Origin of the sequence: Planotetraspora sp. GP83 (genome assembly GCF_041262585.1) — a bacterium.
In the GTDB taxonomy this organism is placed as follows: domain Bacteria; phylum Actinomycetota; class Actinomycetes; order Streptosporangiales; family Streptosporangiaceae; genus JAOEGB01.
Map to the genome: position 1 here is coordinate 18,084 of NZ_JBGCBZ010000039.1, position 19,134 is coordinate 37,217.

Annotated in this window: 14 protein-coding genes; 10 read left to right on the forward strand and 4 right to left on the reverse strand. The window is 70.3% G+C overall.

All coding sequences use genetic code 11. The features are described 5' to 3' along the window. Positions 1 to 71: 71 nt before the first annotated feature. From ABH927_RS33220 to ABH927_RS33235, 4 genes are all read right to left on the reverse strand, one after another. A complete protein-coding gene (locus tag ABH927_RS33220; protein WP_370028318.1) occupies positions 72 to 3,260 on the reverse strand; it encodes a penicillin acylase family protein in 3,189 nt (1,062 codons plus the stop codon). 203 nt (positions 3,261 to 3,463) lie between these two features. Beyond that, positions 3,464 to 4,108: a Uma2 family endonuclease gene (locus ABH927_RS33225; RefSeq protein WP_370028321.1), complete on the reverse strand. Its 645-nt coding sequence runs from the start codon at positions 4,106 to 4,108 to the stop codon at positions 3,464 to 3,466. Positions 4,109 to 4,193: 85 nt separating this feature from the next. Continuing rightward, positions 4,194 to 5,501: an MFS transporter gene (locus tag ABH927_RS33230; RefSeq protein WP_370028324.1), complete on the reverse strand. Its 1,308-nt coding sequence runs from the start codon at positions 5,499 to 5,501 to the stop codon at positions 4,194 to 4,196. A gap of 271 nt (positions 5,502 to 5,772) precedes the next feature. Next, positions 5,773 to 7,428 carry a class I adenylate-forming enzyme family protein gene (locus tag ABH927_RS33235; RefSeq protein WP_370028328.1) on the reverse strand — a complete coding sequence of 552 codons (1,656 nt, stop codon included), beginning with the start codon at positions 7,426 to 7,428 and terminating at the stop codon, positions 5,773 to 5,775. Between the two features lie 192 nt (positions 7,429 to 7,620). Here ABH927_RS33235 and argC point away from each other — a divergent pair, with 192 nt between their 5' ends. The 10 genes from argC (at position 7,621) to tyrS (ending at position 18,542) form a co-directional block, all read left to right on the forward strand. Next, positions 7,621 to 8,640, forward strand: coding sequence for an N-acetyl-gamma-glutamyl-phosphate reductase (gene argC, locus ABH927_RS33240; RefSeq protein ID WP_370028344.1), 1,020 nt, complete (start codon positions 7,621 to 7,623; stop codon positions 8,638 to 8,640). Positions 8,641 to 8,680: 40 nt separating this feature from the next. After that, on the forward strand, positions 8,681 to 9,835 hold the full coding sequence (gene argJ / locus ABH927_RS33245) for a bifunctional glutamate N-acetyltransferase/amino-acid acetyltransferase ArgJ (protein WP_370028330.1): 1,155 nt from the start codon (positions 8,681 to 8,683) through the stop codon (positions 9,833 to 9,835). Continuing rightward, positions 9,832 to 10,845, forward strand: a complete 1,014-nt coding sequence (argB, locus tag ABH927_RS33250; protein WP_370028332.1) for an acetylglutamate kinase — start codon at positions 9,832 to 9,834, stop codon at positions 10,843 to 10,845. Before argJ ends, argB begins: the two co-directional genes overlap by 4 nt. Positions 10,846 to 10,901: 56 nt before the next feature. Beyond that, complete coding sequence (locus tag ABH927_RS33255; protein WP_370028346.1) at positions 10,902 to 12,047, forward strand: acetylornithine transaminase; 1,146 nt, start codon at positions 10,902 to 10,904, stop codon at positions 12,045 to 12,047. Further along, positions 12,040 to 12,975, forward strand: coding sequence for an ornithine carbamoyltransferase (gene argF / locus ABH927_RS33260; protein WP_370028334.1), 936 nt, complete (start codon positions 12,040 to 12,042; stop codon positions 12,973 to 12,975). Before ABH927_RS33255 ends, argF begins: the two co-directional genes overlap by 8 nt. Further along, positions 12,972 to 13,493 (forward strand): arginine repressor, encoded by a 522-nt coding sequence (locus tag ABH927_RS33265; RefSeq protein WP_370028348.1) that lies wholly within the window; start codon positions 12,972 to 12,974, stop codon positions 13,491 to 13,493. Before argF ends, ABH927_RS33265 begins: the two co-directional genes overlap by 4 nt. A 138-nt stretch (positions 13,494 to 13,631) precedes the next feature. Beyond that, positions 13,632 to 14,831, forward strand: coding sequence for an argininosuccinate synthase (locus ABH927_RS33270; RefSeq protein WP_370028336.1), 1,200 nt, complete (start codon positions 13,632 to 13,634; stop codon positions 14,829 to 14,831). A 122-nt stretch (positions 14,832 to 14,953) separates the two neighbouring features. Next, positions 14,954 to 16,399, forward strand: a complete 1,446-nt coding sequence (gene argH, locus ABH927_RS33275) for an argininosuccinate lyase (RefSeq protein ID WP_370028338.1) — start codon at positions 14,954 to 14,956, stop codon at positions 16,397 to 16,399. Between the two features lie 20 nt (positions 16,400 to 16,419). Then, complete coding sequence (locus ABH927_RS33280) at positions 16,420 to 17,064, forward strand: DNA-3-methyladenine glycosylase (RefSeq protein ID WP_407072841.1); 645 nt, start codon at positions 16,420 to 16,422, stop codon at positions 17,062 to 17,064. A 215-nt stretch (positions 17,065 to 17,279) separates the two neighbouring features. After that, positions 17,280 to 18,542: a tyrosine--tRNA ligase gene (gene tyrS, locus ABH927_RS33285; RefSeq protein ID WP_370028350.1), complete on the forward strand. Its 1,263-nt coding sequence runs from the start codon at positions 17,280 to 17,282 to the stop codon at positions 18,540 to 18,542. Positions 18,543 to 19,134 lie beyond the last annotated feature (592 nt).

Genomic DNA, 19,134 nt, shown 5'->3' on the forward strand with positions numbered 1-19,134 from the left:
GGAGGCGTCATCCCAGGAACCTGTGCATGATCATCCATGTTCCGCTCACTCTCTACATTTCACTCCATGTTTCACGAGGTGTAGAGCTCGAGCTCGTACAGCGAGTAGCCGTACGAGGTGCCGCGCTTGACCCCTTGCATGCGGACGTAGCGGGCGTTGACCGGCGTGAACGTCACGTTGTCCACGCCGCCGTTGCCGGTCGTGGTCGAGTACGCCGTGGTCCAGGTGCTCCCGTCGGACGACGTCTGGATCTTGTACGACGAGCCGTACGCCGACTCCCAGCGGAGGATCGCCCGCCCGACGGTCTTCGCCGTGCCGAGATCGACCTGCAGATACTGGCTGTCGCTCCAGCCGCTCGCCCAGCGGGTCGTCGGGTCGCCGTCCACCGCCTTGTCCGCCGTGTAGGAGCCCTGCGTGCTGGACGCGCTCGCCGTACGAGTGAGCGCCAGGTTCGAGATCGTGTCCCCCCGGTGGGCGGGGAAGGACACGACCTGCTGGTACGTCGGCCGGTTCTGCCATGAGATCAGCGAGTGCTTGATGCCGCCGAGCGGCGACTGCCGGATGGCGTCCGCGCACCACTGGTCGCCCGCCGAGCAGGCGTCGTCGGCCGGGTAGGTGGTGGTCGCCGCCTCACCCAGCGCCGCCGACAGGCTGTTCAGTAGGACCGTACGGCAGGCCGCCACGGTGTCGCCGCAGAACCTCGCCGGCAGCGGCGCGCCCACCGGGTCGCCCAGCACGGCCCGGATGTCCTTGTCCACGTAGCCCCACCAGCCGTACTGGAACGACGAGCCCTTGTGGGTCTGCGCCTCGTTGGCCGAGGTGGCCAGGTTGGACTTGTCGTCCTCCTGGTGCCCCGAGGGCGACTCGTTGATCTGCAGCGTGTTGATCAGCGACTGGTAGAGCCCGTCGCCGAGGCCGGGCTTGAACTCGGCCCTGACGAGCTTCGGCCACCAGGCGTCGAAGATCCGGATGGCGTCGGCGTTCGCGTAGGTCTTGCTGCCGGGGGAGGTCTCGGCCCGCTTGGCGCCGGCCGACGCCCACGCGGAGAGCTTGGACACCGCCGAGGCGAGGGCCGGGTCGGCCACCGCGCTGCTGTTGATCACCCGCAGGAGGTTGGGCAGCACCTTCCAGCCGCGCAGGTCCGTCGTGGCGGCCGATGCCATGATCTTGACGACTCCGGAGCGGTCGAGCGTCCCCGAGCTCAGCGCCGCCTTGACGGGGGCGTCGAGCAGGTCGCCGCGGTGAACCGGCCCGAAGCTGAAGTTGCCGTCGGCCGCGCCGTAGTCCCTGGCCTGCTTGTTGTTCCAGCTGACGAAGTAGTCCTGGTTGACCGCCTGCGGGTGGGTGCTCGGAGCCGCGTAGGTCGCCGTGTTGGTCGACGGGTCGAATCCGGCCCACTCGTGGGCGGCGTCACCGGCCATCGGGAGGTTGGGGTCGGAGACCGCCGACCTGACCGGGTCGTTGCCGGACATGAAGTACGCCGTGTCGGCCGAGTTGACGTAGAACCAGTTGAACGCGAACCCGATCTTGGATGCGGAGTTCTGGAACGCCGCGGCCGATCCCATCTCGCCGGGGTCGTTGAACATCTGGAACCCGACCGCCGAGTCCGCCTCGTGCTGGTAGGTCGAGCGGAGCGTGGTGAAGGCCGTCGGGACCCCGCCGACCGTGCCGCGCCACGTCACCAGGCCGTACTTCGTCCGTTTGATCACCAGGTCGTAGGAGCCCGCCCCGGTGGAGTCGGCCGTGCTCGGCTTCCACGAGTTGGTCTTCTTCAGCGTCTCCATCGCGGTGCAGACGCCATGGTGGAGGTAGTGGTTCGAGCCCGTCGTCGGCGTTCCGCCGTTCGGGTCGCAGAGGGTGACGGCGTAGGTGTCGGTGATGTCCTGCAGGCTGGAGGTGGCGCTCCAGGCGTAGTCGGTGCCCCGGCCGAGCAGCACGTAGAGGTTGAGCCCGGAGAACGCGGCCCCGCGTGCCCGGATGCCCGGTCCCGAGATCTCCTCCAGCATCAGCAGCTGCGGCGAGAAGTAGCCGGTCTGCGGGCCGAAGACCGCGATCGGATGCCCGCCGGCCGATTTCGCGGCGGAGACCACGATCGCGTTCGACATGCTCGGCTGCGAATTGTCGACCGTCAGGCCGGTCAGCGCGCTCGTGCCGGCCGTGGTGGCGGAGGTCGCCGTCCCCGTCTCGTTCTCGGTGATGTCGACGGGCGCCGTCGTGGCGTCGGGGAGGACCACCCCGGTGGCGCCGGCGGGCGTGGCCCCCGACGGGAAGCTCTGGCCGTTGTGCAGGGTCAGCACGGTCTCCGGGTCGTTCTGCTGGCGGAAGGCCGCCCACATCTGGTCGCCCGCCGCCGTGCCGTACTTGGCTCTGGCGGCGACCCGGACGAGGGCCGACTGCATCTCGGCGCCGCCACCGCCGCCGAACAGGCCGCCGATCACCCCGGCGATCGCGATGAGGTCGGTCATGGTGAAGTCGACCGGCCCGCCCGCGTTGGTGATCGAGTCGAGATGCCCGGTCAGCACGTACTCACCCGGGCAGTTGCGGCCGGCCATGCAGGCGTCGATGTACGCGTTGATCCCGGCGACGTAGTTCTGGACGTCGGAGTAGAGCTGCGCGCCCTTCGGCCCCGAGTTCTTGAGGCGGTCGATCTGCGCCTGGAGGTCGGCCTCGGTGTAGGGGGAGTTGCGCCAGACGCTCTGCTCCAGGTCCCTGTTGCCCTTGGCCCCTCCCGCGAACGGGGTCAGCTCGCCCCGGCCGACGTGCCGCATGAGATCCATCAGCCAGAGGCGGTCCTGCCCGCCCGCGTAGCCCGCGCCGTACATCGTGCCCGCGCGGGTCGTGCCGGTGATGTGCGGGACGCCGGTCGCCTTGTCGCGGACGATCGTGACGTCCGAGCGCGGGCTGACCGTGCTCTCCACCTGGCCGGCCGGCACGCCGAACCCGCTGTCGTTGAAGAACGCGGTGATCTGGTCGTCGGTGAGGCCGGTGTACCCGGAGATCAGGTTGGCGTACTTGCCGAGCTGGTCGGCGCTGTGGCGGGGGTAGGTGCCGAAGCCCTGGTTGCCCAGGATGTCGACGAGTGTGGCGTTGCCGTTCTGACCGGGCGGCAGCACGTCGGCGCACTGGCCGAGGCAGTAGTCGTCCGGAGGGTAGTAGGGGGCCGCCGAGGCGGGCGTGGCCGGCAGGCCGGCGATGAGAAGGGCGATCGCGGCGGCGGTGGTGACCGCTCGCCTGGCCGCCCGGCGAAGGCGCGCGTGCATGGGGGAACTTCCCTTCGCTAATCGGGGGGTGAAGGGACGGATGGGAGGTGCTCACGCGCGCGAATATGAGCAGTGCTCAACTCTGGACGATACTCGGCGGTAACCAGAGGAGCAATGGGGAATGTGAAGCCGCCCCCGCGGGGGAACCGGTGCCTGCCTCAGCGCCTGGCTGTGCCTTGTCTCGGCGTCGCGTCGGCGTCGCCTCAGAGGCTGTCGATCTCGCTCAGGTCGATGTCGATCTCGAAGGGGACGGAGACCTTGACGCGGTCGTGGTAGATGCCGGTCAGCGCGTACGACCTGGTGGCCGGGTCGAGCTCGTAGACGTAGACGGTGGGCTGCCCCGACTGGTTCTCCACCCGCCAGAAGTGGGGCAGAGCCGCCTCGGCGTAGAGCTGCGGCTTGCGCTTCCGGTCCCGCTCCTCCGAGTCCGGCGACACCACTTCAATGGCGAGGACGACATCTTTCGCCTCATACGCCGTCTGGTCTCGTCCGTGCTCCGCCTGGGCGTGGATGACGACGATGTCCGGCTCCGGGCGCTGTCGCGGCCCCAGAACGACGCTCATCTCGCGTCGCACGCGAAGATCGGCAGGGGCGAAGTCGCGCAGGACCTTCTCGAGGAGAAAGAGAAGGAGGGTGTGGAAGGAGGCTTGGGGGCTCACGAAGACCAAGCTTCCATCAATCAACTCTGTGTGCGCGGGCAAATCCGGAAGGTGATCGAGGTCGGCTGCGGTGAAACCCTCCGGAGGAGGAAACACCCAGTTGGGAAGCGCCGGCGAGGTGTCCATCGCCTCCCCCTCGGGCAGTTGCGGAGAGTCACCCATCACGTCGCTCCGTACCTCTACCGTCATGCGCTCACCGTAGCAACGGGAGGCCGTCCGACGGGGACATTCCCCGTAGCGCACGATCGACTCCTCGCGAGAGCCGTACGGAAGGTCAGGCGGGGGTGGGTTCCTCGGCGCGGCGGGCGCGTTCGGCGAGGGCGTACTCGTCCGTCCGGGCATCGTAGCTCCGGAACCTCGGCAGGACAGTCGCCATCAGCGCGACCGCACCCACGCAGAGCAGGCCGCCCGCACCCAGCGAGAAGCGGGTGCCGCCGAGTTGGGCCATGAAGCCCGCGCGGGCGTCGCCCAGCATCGGGCCGGTGGAGTAGGACAGCAACTCGATGCCGGCCAGGCGGCCGCGGTACTCGTCGGGGATGGTCTGGTTCCAGATCGTGCCGCGGAACAGGCCGCTGACCATGTCGGCGCCGCCGGCGATCGCCAGGAAGAGGAACACCAGCCAGACGTTCGGCATGACGGCCGCGAGGGCCACCGCGACGCCCCACCCCGTCGCCGAGACGATCACGGCGAGGCCGTGCCGGTGGACATGGCTCGTCCAGCCCGAGGTGAGGGACGCGACGACCGAGCCGACCCCTCCGGCGGCGTACAGCAGGCCGAGGGCCTTCGGCGCGTGCAGGTCGTCCGCCAGGAACGGGAACAGCGCGGTTGAACTGGCGAAGGCCATGGCCGCGATGTCGACGAGATAGGTGCCCATGAGGTCCGGCCGCCGCAGCGCGTAGCGGACTCCGTCGGCCATGGACTGGAGCGAGGCCGGGGTGGCGTCCTCGGACCGGGTGACCGTGCGGACCCTGACCAGCAGCGCGAGCGAGACGAGGAACGTCGCCACGTCGATGCCGTAGGAGGCGGCGGGCCCGAAGGAGGTGACCACCAGGCCGCCCACGGCGGGCCCGGCGATCATCGCCGTGTTCCGGGTGAGCCCCTGGATGGCGAACGCGGCGGTCATCTGGTCGAGCCTGAGGACGCGGTTGATGATCGCCTGCTCGCTCGGCCCGCGCACGCTGGCGAGCCCGGCGGCGAGGGCGCCCACCACGTAGAGGACCCACAGTTGCGGCCTGGGCAGCAGCGCGTTGACCAGCAGGAGGATCGAGGTGAGGCAGAGGCCCGCCTCCGTGACGATCACGATCCTCCGGCGGTCGAGCGCGTCGGCGATGGCGCCGCCCCACAGCCCGAAGACGATCATCGGGACGAACTCGGCCAGGCTCACCAGACCCACGGCGACGTACGACCCGGTGAGCTGCTTCACCTGGTACGGCACGGCGACCATGGTGATGACCGTGCCCACCATGGTGATCAGGCCGGATCCGAGGAGCAGGCGGAAATCCCGTGACTCGCGGAGCGGGCTCAGGTCCAGGCGGAGGCGGCGGGCCAGGGATCCGGGCGACCGATCAGGAGATTCCGACACGGTCGGCCATTTTGAACGGTTTCCGCGGTGGCAGGCAAACGGTTTTCCGCCCCGCCCTCCCCGCATGCGCCGTCCCGCCTGGCACTTCGTCCAGCGTGATCATGCATAACGAGGGCGCGTCGGCCGGATGGACACCGCATGATCACGAACAGTGTCGGCGCGGATCAGACCACGTGTGGGGGAATCCATGCATGATCACGCCCGGGGAAGCCCCACGTCCCCGAGCTTCCCGGGAAACCCTGCATGATCACGGCGACACAGGGGGGGCGGCTCAGAGGCCGAGGATCTCCTTCCGGAGGTGGGTCTTGAGGATCTTGCCTCCGGGGTTGCGCGGCAGCTCGGCCTCGCGGAACCACACCTGGACGGGCACCTTGAACGCCGCGATCCGGCCGCGCAGGAAGTCCCGCAGCTCCTCCGCCGTCGCCGTGGCTCCCGGCTTGAGCCGTACGACGGCCCCGACCTGCTCGCCCAGCTCGTCGTCGGGGATGCCGATCACGGCGGCGTCGTCCACGGCGGGGTGCTCGAACAGGGCGGCCTCGACCTCGGCGCAGTACACGTTCTCGCCGCCGCGGATGACCATGTCCTTGGCCCGGTCGACGATGTAGACGAAGCCGTCCTCGTCCAGGCGGGCGAGGTCGCCGGTGTGCAGCCAGCCGTTCACGAACGTTTCGGCGGTGGCGTCCGGCCGGTTCCAGTAGCCCATGATCACGATGGGTCCGCGCATGCAGAGCTCCCCGACCTCGCCTGTCGGCACCTCGGCCCCGAGCGGGTCGCAGATCTTCACGTCGACGACCGCGAGCGGCAGGCCGATGCTGTCGGGCTTGGCGACGTAGTCCGGGCCGGTGTTGCAGATCGCGAGCGCCGTGGTCTCGGTCATGCCGTACCCGTTGGCGGGCGTCCGGTCCGGCAGCAGCTCGCCGATCCGCTCCAGCAGCTTGGGCGGGGCGGGGGCGCCGCCGTAGGAGATGGACTCCAGCGACGAGATGTCGTGATCGCCGAACGAGGGGTGGGAGAGAAGCTGCCAGGCGTTGGTCGGCACGCCGCTCATCCCGGTGATCCTCTCGCGCTCGATCAGCTCCAGGGCGAGGAGCGGGTCCCACTTGTACATGAGCACGAGACAGCCGCCGCTGAACATCGTGCCCATCAGGACGGCGAAGCAGCCGGTCACGTGGAAGAGGGGGACGGTGAGGAGCGTGGCGCGCCGCCCTCCGGCGGCCGCGGCGGGGTCCTTCCCGGCGAGGGCGAGGCCGCGCAGGAGCGCGTAGGCCACGGTCATCGGCGCCTGGCCGAGGTTGCGGTGGCTGCCGAGCGCGCCCTTCGACCGGCCGGTGGTCCCCGAGGTGTAGAAGATCGTCGCCGGGTCGTCCGGCCCGATCTCGACGGCGGGAAGGGTCACGTCGGCGCTGACCTCGCCCAGCACCTCCGCCCAGTTCGCCCCTTCGGCCCGCGTGACGATCGTGGGAACCCCGCTGCCGGCCAGCCGCTCGGCCCGCTCGCCGTCGGCGATCAGCAGCGTCGCCCCCGAGTCGGCCATGCCGTACTCCAGCTCCGGCGCGGTCCACCAGGCGTTCAGCGGTACGGCCACGGCCCCGGCGGCCAGCACGGCGGAGAAGGAGACGATCCACTCGGGGTAGTTGCGCATGGCGATGGCGACGCGGTCGCCCTTGCGGACGCCGTAGTCGGTCATGAGACGGTTGGCCAGCGTGGCCGCCAGGCGGAAGTGCTCCTCGTAGGTGATCCGCTCGTCCTCGTAGACGACGAAGTCCTTGTCGCCCTGGAACCGGCTCGTCTCCAGGATCACCCGGAAGGAGGCCGGGGCGTGCTTCCATGCGCGGATCTTGTTGCCGCCGTCCTCGACCTCTTCCATCTCGAAGAGCTGGCCGGGTGCGGTCAGCCTGGCCTGGACCTGTTCGTTCGTGATCGTCATGCTGGCGCACACTCCCGAGACGTCGTTAACTCGGACGTAACAATACCGACCGGTAGGTACGGAGGCCAGACGTCCACCAGCCGGACGATGACTTGCATGACCATGCCGCACGATGCATACTCCCACTAGGCAAGATTATGAGCTTGGCCGTATGGACATGCACGTATGGAGACGCGAAGCGCGGGAGGCCGGATGAAGGCGGCGATCGCCGGAGCCAGTGGGTACGCGGGGGGTGAGCTCCTCCGGCTGCTGCTCGGCCACCCCTTGGAGATCGGCGCGCTCACCGCCGGTTCGAGCGCCGGGAGCAGGCTCGGAGACCACCAGCCGCATCTCGTGCCGCTCGCGGACCGCCTCATCGAGGAGACGACACCCGAGGTCCTGCGCGGCCACGACGTCGTCTTCCTCGCGCTTCCGCACGGGCAGTCGGCCGCGGTCGCCGCCGAGCTGGGCGAGGGCACGCTGGTGGTCGACTGCGGGGCCGACTTCCGGCTCGCGGACGCGGCCGACTGGGAGCACTTCTACGGCGGCACGCACGCGGGCACGTGGCCCTACGGCCTGCCGGAGCTGCCCGGCCGGCGGGAGCTGCTGCGCGGGGCCCGCCGGATCGCGGTCCCCGGCTGCTATCCCACCGCCGCGACCCTCGCGCTGTTCCCGGCCTTCGCCGCGGGCCTGGCCGAGCCGGACGTCGTCGTCGTGGCCGCGAGCGGCACCTCCGGCGCGGGCAGATCGCCGAAGACGAGCCTGCTGGGCAGCGAGGTCATGGGCTCCGTCAGCGCATACGGCGTCGGCGGCGTCCACCGGCACACCCCGGAGATGGAGCAGAACCTCACGGCCGTGGCGGGCCGCCAGGTCCGGGTCTCGTTCACGCCCACCCTCGCGCCGATGAGCCGCGGCATCCTCGCGACCTGTACGGCTCCCGCCACGCCCGGCCTCACGGCCGCCGCGCTCCGGGAGGCGTACGAGACGGCGGTGAAGGACGAGCCGTTCCTCCACCTGCTGCCCGAGGGCGCCTGGCCCGCCACCGCGATGACGGTCGGTGCCAACACGGCGGTCCTCCAGGTCGCCCTCGACGAGCGGGCCGGACGCATCGTCGCCGTCGTCGCCATCGACAACCTCACCAAGGGCACGGCGGGCGGCGCGATCCAGAGCGCCAACCTCGCCCTCGGCCTCCCAGAAGAACTCGGCCTTCCCCTCAATGGAGTCGCCCCGTGAGCCAGCACATCAGCGGACCACTTCCGATCGAGGTGGGCGTATGAGCGTCACCGCGCCCTTGGGATTCCGGGCGGCGGGGGTGGCGGCCGGGATCAAGTCCGGCGGCTCCCGCGACCTCGCCCTCGTCGTCAACGACGGTCCGTCGCGGGCGGCGGCGGGCGTGTTCACCGCCAACCGCGTCAAGGCCGCGCCCGTGCTGTGGTCGGCGCAGGTCCTGAGCGGCGGCCGGGTCAAGGCCGTCATCCTCAACTCGGGCGGAGCCAACGCCTGCACAGGCCCGCTCGGCTTCCAGGACACCCACGCCACCGCGGAGAAGGTGGCCGAGGTCCTGGGCGACTCCGCCGGCGAGGTCGCGGTCTGCTCCACCGGCCTGATCGGGGAGCGGCTGCCGATGGACCCGCTGCTCGCCGGGGTCGACGCGGTGGCGGCCCAGCTCTCGCGCGACGGCGGCCTGGCCGCGGCCGACGCCATCCGGACGACCGACACGGTCAGCAAGATCGCCTTCCGCCGGGGCGAGGGCGGCTACATGGTCGGCGGCATGGCCAAGGGCGCGGGCATGCTCGCCCCCGCACTGGCCACCATGCTCTGCGTGCTCACCACGGACGCCGACGTCAGCTCCGAGGACCTGGACACGGTGCTGCGTAAGGCGACCCGCGTGACCTTCGACCGGCTCGACGCCGACGGCTGCATGTCCACCAACGACACCGTGCTGCTGCTCGCCAGTGGCGCGTCCGGCGTCCGGCCCGATCTCGCCGATTTCGAGAAGGTCGTCACCGCCGTCTGCGCCGACCTGGCCCGGCAACTGCTGGTCGACGCCGAGGGCGCCACCAAGGCCATCTCGATCGAGGTGGTCGGGGCGGCGTCGGAGGACGACGCGGTGACCGTGGGGCGGGCCGTCTCCCGGTCGAACCTCCTGAAGTGCGCCATCCACGGTGAGGACCCGAACTGGGGCCGGGTCCTCAGCGCCGTGGGCACGACGGACGCGGCCTTCGAGCCCGACCGGCTGAACGTCGCGATCAACGGCATCTGGATCTGCCGCGGGGGCGCCGCGGGAGACGACCGCTCCAAGGTCGACCTGCGGCCCCGCGACGTGACGATCACCATCGACCTGTCCGCCGGGCCGCACTCCGCGACCGTTCACACCACGGACCTCACCGAGGCATACGTCCACGAGAACTCGGCGTACTCGTCATGAGCGTCCGGAGGAACGGCGCGCTGGACAAGGCGTACACGCTGATCGAGGCGCTGCCGTGGCTGGCGCGCTTCCACGGGGCGACCGTCGTCATCAAGTACGGCGGCAACGCGATGACCGAGGAGCACCTGAGGGCGAAGTTCGCCGACGACGTGGTGTTCCTCCACTACGCGGGGCTGAAGCCGGTGATCGTGCACGGCGGCGGCCCACAGATCCAGACGCACCTCGACCTGCTGGGGATCGACAGCCACTTCGTCTCCGGGCTGCGGGTGACCACGCCGGAGGCCATGAAGGTCGTCCGGATGGTCCTGGTCGGCCAGGTCAACCGCGACGTGGTCGGGCTGATCAACCGGCACGGCCCGTTCGCGGTCGGCATGTCGGGCGAGGACGCCCACCTCTTCACGGCCGAGCGCAAGCACGCCGTCGTCGACGGCGTCAAGGTCGACATCGGCCAGGTCGGGGAGATCGTCCGGGTCGACGCGGGAGCCGTACAGGCCCTGCTGGACGACGGGCGGATCCCGGTGGTGTCGTCGATCGCCCGCGGCGACGAGGAGCCGGACGGTCCGGACGGCCTGGATGGGCCGGATGGGCTGAGCGGGGTCTACAACGTCAACGCGGACACGGCGGCCGCCGCGCTCGCCGTGGCGCTCAACGCCTCCAAGCTGATCGTCCTGACCGACGTCGAGGGACTGTACGCCGACTGGCAGCCCGACTCCATGGACTCGCAGGAGGTGATCAGCCGGATCACCGCGTCCGAGCTGGCCGGCCTGCTGCCGACGCTCTCCAGCGGCATGGTGCCCAAGATGGAGGCGTGCCTGACGGCCGTCCAGGGCGGGGTGCCGCAGGCGCACGTGCTCGACGGGCGCGTGCCGCACGCCCTGCTCTTGGAGATCTTCACCGACCAGGGCATCGGGACGATGGTCCTGCCCGACCCGGACACCCAGACCAAGACCGAGACCAGGACCCAGACCAGGACCCAGACCAGGACCCAGACCAAGGGGGATTCGCGGTGAGCGGTCAGGCGAGCGGACACGGAGACGCCCTGCGCGCGCGCTTCGAGTCGGCCTTCATGCCGAACTACGGGGTGCCGCCCGTGGCGTTGGCCAAGGGGGAGGGCTGCGCCGTCTGGGACGTGGACGGCAAGCGGTATCTCGACTTCATCGGCGGCATCGCGGTCAGCTCGCTCGGGCACGGCCATCCCGCCCTGGTCGAGGCCGTGTCCCGGCAGGTGGCGACGCTGGCCCACACCTCGAACCTGTTCCTGCACGAGCCCGAGGTCCTGCTCGCCGAGCGGCTGCTCGGCCTGCTGCGGGAGCCGGCCAAGGTGTTCCTCGCCAACTCCGGCACCGAGGCCAACGAGGCCGCGCTGAAGCTCGCCATCAAGTACGGCAAGGCGCGCGGCAGGAGCTACTTCGTCGCCGCCGAGATGGGCTTCCACGGCCGGACCATGGGCGCGCTGGCGCTCACGGGCAAGCCGTCGATCCGGGACCAGTTCGGCCCGTTCCCCGTCGACGTGCGGTTCGTCCCGTACGGCGACGCCGACGCGCTGAAGAACGCCGTGACCGACGACTGCGCGGCCGTCTTCCTGGAGCCCACCCAGGGCGAGGCCGGCGTCGTGCCGCCCCCGGAGGGATACTTCCGGGCCGCGCGGGAGATCTGCTCGGCCACCGGGGCCCTGCTCGTGGCCGACGAGATCCAGTCGGCGATCGGGCGGACCGGGCACTGGTTCGCCCACCAGGCCGAAGGCGTCGTCCCCGATGTCCTGACGCTGGCCAAGGGCCTCGGCGGCGGCCTGCCGATCGGCGCGTGCATCGGGTTCGGCGAGGCCGGGACGATCTTTGAGAAGGGCGACCACGGCTCGACGTTCGGCGGCAACCCCGTGTCGTGCGCGGCGGCGCTCGCCGTGCTCGGCACGATCGAGCGTGACGGCCTGCTGGAGCACGTCAGGACGGTCGGGCGGCAGCTCAGCGAGGGGATCGCCGCCATTGAGCACCCGCTGCTCAAGGGCGTCCGCGGTCGCGGCCTCTGGCTGGCCGCCGTGCTGACCTCCGACCGGTCGGCTGAGGTCCAGGCCGCGGCCCAGGAGGCCGGGTTCCTGGTGAACGCCCTGCAGCCCGACGCCGTACGGCTCGCGCCACCACTCGTGATCACCGCTTCCGAGGTGCGGTCCTTCCTGGACGCGTTCCCCGCCATTCTGGAGGCCGCCAATGGTTAGCAGGCATTTCCTGAGGGACGACGACCTGTCGCCGGCGGAGCAGGCGCAGGTGCTCGACCTGGCCGAGGCGATGAAGAAGGACCGGTGCGGATATCGGCCCTTCGAGGGCCCGAAGACCGTGGCCGTGCTCTTCGACAAGCCCTCGACGCGGACCCGGGTCTCGTTCGCGGTCGGCATCGGCGAGTTGGGGGGCCTGCCGCTCGTCATCGACGCGGGGTCGTCCCAGATGGGCCGGGGCGAGCCGATCGAGGACACGGCCCGGGTCCTGTCCCGCCAGGTGGCGGCCATCGTGTGGCGGACCTCCGGCCAGGCGCGCATCGAGGCGATGGCCTCGGTCTCCGCCGTCCCGGTGGTGAACGCGCTGACCGACGAGTTCCACCCGTGCCAGATCCTGGCCGACCTGCAGACGATCCGGGAGCACAAGGGCTCGGCGCAGGGGCTGACCCTCGTCTACCTGGGAGACGGGGCCAACAACATGGCCCACTCCTACCTGCTCGGCGGGGCGACCGCCGGCATGCACGTGCGGATCGCCGCGCCGGTCGGCTACCTGCCCGACTCCCTGATCTTCGACAGGGCGGCCGAGATCGCCGCCTCGACGGGCGGCTCGGTCTCGGTGGTGACCGACCCGAAGGCGGCGGTCGCCGGCGCCCACGTGGTCGCCACGGACACGTGGGTCTCGATGGGGCAGGATGACAAGGAGGAGCGCGTCGCGGCGTTCACCCCCTACCAGGTGAGCGGTGAGCTGCTCGCACTGGCGGCCCCGGACGCGATCGTGCTGCACTGCCTGCCCGCCTACCGGGGGCTGGAGATCACCGCCGAGGTGATCGACGGCCCGCGGAGCGTCGTCTGGGACCAGGCCGAGAACCGGCTGCACGCCCAGAAGGCGCTCCTGCAGTGGCTGGCGACGCAGAACGCGGGGTCGTCGTGACGATCCCGCTCACCAAGGCGGCGCGGCACGCCCGCATCGTCGAGCTGCTCACCCGGCACAAGGTCCGCTCGCAGCCCGAGCTGGCCAAGCTGCTGGCGGAGGGAGGGGTGGAGGTGACCCAGGCGACGCTCTCGCGTGACCTCGACGAGCTCGGCGCCCTCAAGCTGCGCGCCGACGACGGGACGCTGGTCTACGCGCTGCCGGGTGAGGGAGGCGGCCGGATCCCGCGCTACCGGACCGGCGACGGGAACGGCTCCTCGGAGAACCCCGACGCCCGGCTCCGCAGGATCGCCGAGGAGCTCCTGGTGTCGGCCGAGGCGTCGGCCAACCTGGTGATCCTCCGTACGCCACCGGGGGCGGCCCAGTTCATGGCATCGGCCATCGACCACGCCGGCTGGGAGTCGATCCTCGGCACGGTGGCGGGCGACGACACGATCCTGGTGATCAGCAGGGACCCCTCGGGCGGCCAGACCCTGGCTGCGTCACTGCTCAACCTCACCACCCGCCGCCCCTCATAGGTGGTGATCATGCAGGGATTCCCGCAAAGGACGCCCGACCCTGGCACCCCGCACGCGGTGATCATGCAGAAGTTCCCAGCAACCAGCGATGACCAGCGCAGATACAATTCGTGACCGTGCAACTGGAGAAGAGAGACCATGACTGACAGGGTTGTACTGGCATATTCCGGCGGCCTCGACACCTCCGTGGCCATTCCGTTCCTCGCCGACAAGACCGGCGCCGAGGTCATCGCCGTGGCGGTCGACGTCGGCCAGGGCGGCGAGAACATGGAAGTGATCCGGCAGCGGGCACTCGACTGCGGCGCCATCGACTCGATCGTCGTGGACGCCCGCGAGGAGTTCGCCAGCGACTTCTGCGTTCCGGCGCTCCAGGCCAACGCGCTCTACATGGACCGCTACCCGCTCGTCAGCGCCCTGTCCCGGCCGCTGATCGTCAAGCACCTGGCCGCCGCGGCCAAGGCGTACAACGGCACCCACGTCTCCCACGGCTGCACCGGCAAGGGCAACGACCAGGTCCGCTTCGAGGCCGGCCTGGCCGCGCTCAACCCGGACCTGAAGGTCATCGCCCCGGCCCGCGACTTCGCCTGGACCCGTGACAAGGCCATCGCGTTCGCGGAGGAGAAGGGCCTGCCGATCGACGTCAGCAAGAAGTCGCCCTACTCGATCGACCAGAACCTGTGGGGCCGGGCCGTCGAGACCGGCTTCCTCGAGGACATCTGGAACGCCCCCATCGAGGACGTCTACGACTACACCTCCGACCCGACCGTGCCGCGCGAGCCGGACGAGGTCGTCATCACCTTCTCCGAGGGCGTCCCGGTGGCCCTCGACGGCCGGTCGCTCACGCCGTACGGGATCATCGCGGAGCTGAACCGGCGGGCCGGAGCGCACGGCGTCGGCCGGCTCGACATGGTCGAGGACCGGCTCGTCGGCATCAAGTCACGTGAGGTCTACGAGGCGCCGGGCGCGATCGCGCTGATCACCGCCCACATGGAGCTTGAGAACGTCACCGTCGAGCGCGACCTGGCCAGGTTCAAGCGGTCGGTCGACCAGCGGTGGGGCGAGCTCGTCTACGACGGCCTGTGGTTCTCGCCGCTCAAGGGCGCCCTCGACGCGTTCATCGCCGACGCGCAGCGGCACGTGTCGGGAGACATCCGGCTGGTCCTGCACGGCGGCCGGGCCGTCGCGACCGGGCGGCGCTCCGACGCGTCGCTGTACGACTTCTCGTTGGCCACCTACGACACGGGCGACGCCTTCGACCAGTCGCTGGCCAAGGGTTTCGTCCAGCTCTGGTCGCTGCCCAGCAAGATCGCCGCGGCTCGCGACGCGCGCCAGGACTGAGAACCGGCCGTATGCCCCGGTTTCTGTGCGGGACCGGGGCACACGTCGGCTAGGGTCGCGGATTGCGAGCGGATCAGTTCGGGTTCCAAATGCTGGGACAGTGGGATCGGAGGAGGACAGCGGTGGCGGACAACAAGCCGATGCGGCTCTGGGGCGGCAGGTTCGAGGGGGGACCCGCGGACGCGCTCACGCGCCTGTCGGTGAGCGTGCAGTTCGACTGGCGGCTCGCGCCGTACGACCTGCTGGCCTCGCGTGCGCACGCCCGCGTGCTGCACCGCGCCGGGCTGCTGACGCAGGAGGAGCTCGATCGCATGCTCGGCGCGCTCGACGACCTCGAACTGGCGTGCAAGGCAGGGGAGTTCCGCCCCACCGTCGCCGACGAGGACGTGCACACCGCCCTGGAACGCGGGCTGCTGGAGCGGCTCGGCACGCTCGGCGGCAAGCTCCGCGCCGGCCGCAGCCGCAACGACCAGGTCGCCACCGACCTGCGGCTCTACCTGCGTGACCACGTCCGCACGATCGTCTCCCGGCTCGTGGAGCTGGAGACCGCGCTGATGAGCCAGGCCGAGGAGCACGCCGCGACCGCCGCTCCCGGCATGACGCACCTGCAGCACGCGCAGCCGGTGTCCTTCGGCCACCAGCTCCTCGCTCACGTCCACCCGCTGACCAGGGACGTCGAGCGGCTGCGGGACTGGGACAGGCGCGCCGCCGTCTCCCCGCTCGGCTCGGGGGCGCTCGCGGGGTCGTCGCTGCCCCTCGACCCCGCCGCCGTCGCCGCGGAGCTGGGGTTCGACGCCGCCGCGCCGAACTCGATGGACGCGGTCGCCGACCGTGACTTCGCCGCCGAGTTCCTGTTCTGCGCGGCCATGATCGGCGTGCACCTGTCGCGGCTCGGCGAGGAGATCGTCCTGTGGGCCTCGCAGGAGTTCCGCTGGATCGAGGTGGACGACGCCTACTCCACCGGCTCGTCGATCATGCCGCAGAAGAAGAACCCGGACGTCGCCGAGCTGGCCAGGGGCAAGAGCGGGCGGCTGATCGGCTCCCTGATGTCCCTGCTGACCACGCTCAAGGGCCTTCCGCTCACCTATAACCGCGACCTGCAGGAGGACAAGGAGCCGGTGTTCGACGCGGTCGACACTCTGCTCCTGGTGCTCCCGGCCGTGTCGGGCATGGTGTCCACGATGCGGGTGAACACGGCGAAGCTGGAGTCGAGCGCGCCCGAGGGCTTCGCGCTCGCCACCGACCTCGCCGAGCTGCTCGTCCGCCGGGGGGTCGCCTTCCGTGACGCCCACGAGGCCGTCGGCCACCTGGTCGTGTGGTGCCAGGTCAACGACAAGGACCTCGGCGAGCTCACCGACGAGGAGCTGGCCGAGGTGTCCCCCCACTTCGCGGCAGGCCCGGCGGGAGCCCCCGACGGGACGCCCGGGGTTCGCGACGTGCTCAGCGTGCACGGCGCCCTCGCCGCGCGCAGCGCCTTCGGCGGCACCGCGCCCGACCGCGTGCGGGACCAGCTCGTCACCCTGCGGGAGATCGTGGACGGCCAGGCGGCATGGGCGAGCGGGAGCTGACCGGACCGCCCGCTTCCCCTGTGGGAGCACCCCTGGAACGGGCGTTCTTCGACCGCCCGTCTTACGAGGTCGCGCCCGACCTCCTCGGCCGCGTGATCGTCCACGGGCCCGTCGCCGTACGGCTGACCGAGGTGGAGGCCTACGGCAAGCCGGGGGAGGACCCCGCCTCGCATACGTACCGAGGGCGCACTGAGCGCAACTCGGTCATGTTCGGCGAGCCGGGGCACCTCTACGTCTACTTCACGTACGGCATGCACTTCTGCGCCAACCTCGTCTGCATGCCGGAGGGCGTCGGCTCCGCCGTGCTCATACGGGCCGGCGAGGTCGTCGACGGCTCCGCCGTGGCCCGCTCCCGGCGCACCGGGTCCGGCACGGACGGGTCGTCTCCCGAGGGCGGGAAGCGCGTCATCCCGGATCGCGATCTGGCCCGGGGACCGGCCCGGCTGGCGGTCACCCTGGGCCTGGCCCGGCTGCACAACGGCTTCGACTGCTGCTCGAACGGGCCGATCCGGGTCTTCGAGGGCGAGCCGGTGGACCCTGCCCTCATCAGGACCGGGCCCCGCACGGGCGTGTCAGCCGGAGCCGAGACCCCATGGCGGTTCTGGATCGACGGCGATCCCACCGTCTCCCCGTACCGCGCGCACGTACGCCGTACGCGAAGGTAGTCACCGGCCTCTCCGGCGACTCCGGCCTCTCCGCCGACGTGCCGGGCGCGGTATCGAGTGGCGATAGGGTTTCGCGTCAGGCAGGCTTGCTGTACGGGCGGGAAAGCCGCCCATTGAACCGCAGGCTTGCGCGGGGGCGAAAGCCGTACATCCATCGATCAGTGAGAGCCAGGACCGTGACCGCTTCTTCAGGCAATCTCGTGCCGACGCCGGGGATGGACATCCTCGACGAGCTGGAATGGCGCGACGTCACCGCGCAGACCACCGATGCCGACGCGCTGCGCAAGGCACTGGCCGAGGGCCCGATCACCGTCTATGCGGGCTTCGACCCGACCGCGCCGTCACTCCACGCCGGGAACCTCGCCACTCTGCTGATCCTCACCCGGTTCCAGCGAGCGGGCCACCGCCCGATCGGCCTGGTCGGCGGCGCCACCGGCCTCATCGGCGACCCCAGCGGCCGCAGCACCGAGCGCTCGCTGAACTCCTCCGAGATCGTGGCGGAATGGGTCTCCCGGATCCGGGTGCAGGTGGAGAAGTTCCTGTCCTTCGACGAGGGGCCGACGGCGGCGACGCTGGTCAGCAACCTCGATTGGACGGCCGAGCTCTCGGCGATCGACTTCCTGCGCGACGTGGGCAAGCACTTCCCCGTCAACCGCATGCTGGCCAGGGAGTCCGTCTCCGCCCGGCTCGCCGGGGAGGGCCTCAGCTACACCGAGTTCAGCTACCAGATCCTGCAGGCCAACGACTACCTGGAGCTGTACCGCCGGCATGGCTGCACGCTCCAGCTCGGCGGCAGCGACCAGTGGGGCAACATCACGGCGGGCGTCGACCTGATCCGCCGGGTCGAGGGCGCCCACGTCCACGCGCTGACCGGGAAGCTGATCACCAAGGCCGACGGCACCAAGTTCGGCAAGACGGCCGGCGGGGCGGTCTGGCTGGACCCGGCGCTCACCTCTCCGTACGCGTTCTACCAGTACTGGGTGAACGCCGACGACCGTGACGTCGTGCGGTTCCTGAAGGTCTTCACCTTCCGGGAACGTGAGGAGATCGAGGAGCTGGAGAAGGCCGTGGCGGACCGCCCGGCGGCCCGCGAGGCGCAGCGGACGCTGGCCGAGGACCTCACCACGCTCGTGCACGGCGCCGACGAGCTGGCCCGGGTGATCGCCGCCTCGCGGGCCCTGTTCGGGCAGGGCTCGCTGGACGAGCTCGACGCGCGGACGCTGGAGTCTGCGCTGGCCGAGGTGCCCACGGCGACCGTCCCGTCGCTCGGCGCGCCGTACATCGACCTGCTGGCCGAGAGTGGCCTGGTGGAGTCGAAGTCGGCGGCCCGCCGGGCGGTCAAGGAGGGCGGGGCGTACCTCAACAACGTGAAGATCACCGACGAGGAGTACGTGCCGTCAGCCGATGACCTGCTGCATGGCCGCTTCCTCGTGCTCCGGCGCGGCAAGAAGACCATCGGCGGCGTCAAGGTCGTTTGACGGTCCAGTACGGCAGCCGCCCCTGGCGGAGATATCACCCAGGGGCGGCTTTTTCATGGTCAAAAGTTACTGTGACTGGGGTAACAGTCTTGTAGCGAGACGGCGGTATCAGGCCCGAATAATGCCGCTGACCTGGGCATACGTCCAGATCGCAGCGATTTGACGGGGGCGCGGAGGTTGCCTAATGTTTCCCTCGCCCCAGGGAAGAGCGGGACGCCGAGAGGCGGCCGGGCCCAAGGGGCAAGCCACTTCGACAACCAACCTGATACGGCGTCCGCGCCGAGTCCGGGTCGGTCGCGACGTGCCCGGAACTTCGGGGTTGACACGAAGCGAACGGCATAGTAAGTTGGAGTGGTTGCCCCGGAAGCGGGGCGGTCCTCTTCGGGGGGCGCTGATCCGTGAACCGCCTTCGAGTGGTCGGCGGACCGGGTGCCACCGAAGGTGGGACACAGCGGAAGTCACAGCCCTGGATCTCGGAACCGCTCGGTTTCGGGTGATGGTGTTCGCGTCCGTTTCTTGAGAACTCAACAGTGTGTTAAAAGCCAGTGCATGATGCACAACCCCGTCTTTTTGACGGATTCCTTTGGTTGGC

Bases quoted from the DNA above. Each gene is read 5' to 3' on its own strand.
- ABH927_RS33220 (WP_370028318.1), bottom strand. From the start codon at position 3,260: ATGCACGCGCGCCTTCGCCGGGCGGCCAGGCGAGCGGTCACCACCGCC.
- ABH927_RS33225 (WP_370028321.1), bottom strand. From the start codon at position 4,108: ATGACGGTAGAGGTACGGAGCGACGTGATGGGTGACTCTCCGCAACTG.
- ABH927_RS33235 (WP_370028328.1), bottom strand. From the start codon at position 7,428: ATGACGATCACGAACGAACAGGTCCAGGCCAGGCTGACCGCACCCGGC.
- argC (WP_370028344.1), top strand. From the start codon at position 7,621: ATGAAGGCGGCGATCGCCGGAGCCAGTGGGTACGCGGGGGGTGAGCTC.
- argJ (WP_370028330.1), top strand. From the start codon at position 8,681: ATGAGCGTCACCGCGCCCTTGGGATTCCGGGCGGCGGGGGTGGCGGCC.
- argB (WP_370028332.1), top strand. From the start codon at position 9,832: ATGAGCGTCCGGAGGAACGGCGCGCTGGACAAGGCGTACACGCTGATC.
- ABH927_RS33255 (WP_370028346.1), top strand. From the start codon at position 10,902: ATGCCGAACTACGGGGTGCCGCCCGTGGCGTTGGCCAAGGGGGAGGGC.
- argF (WP_370028334.1), top strand. From the start codon at position 12,040: ATGGTTAGCAGGCATTTCCTGAGGGACGACGACCTGTCGCCGGCGGAG.
- ABH927_RS33270 (WP_370028336.1), top strand. From the start codon at position 13,632: ATGACTGACAGGGTTGTACTGGCATATTCCGGCGGCCTCGACACCTCC.
- tyrS (WP_370028350.1), top strand. From the start codon at position 17,280: ATGGACATCCTCGACGAGCTGGAATGGCGCGACGTCACCGCGCAGACC.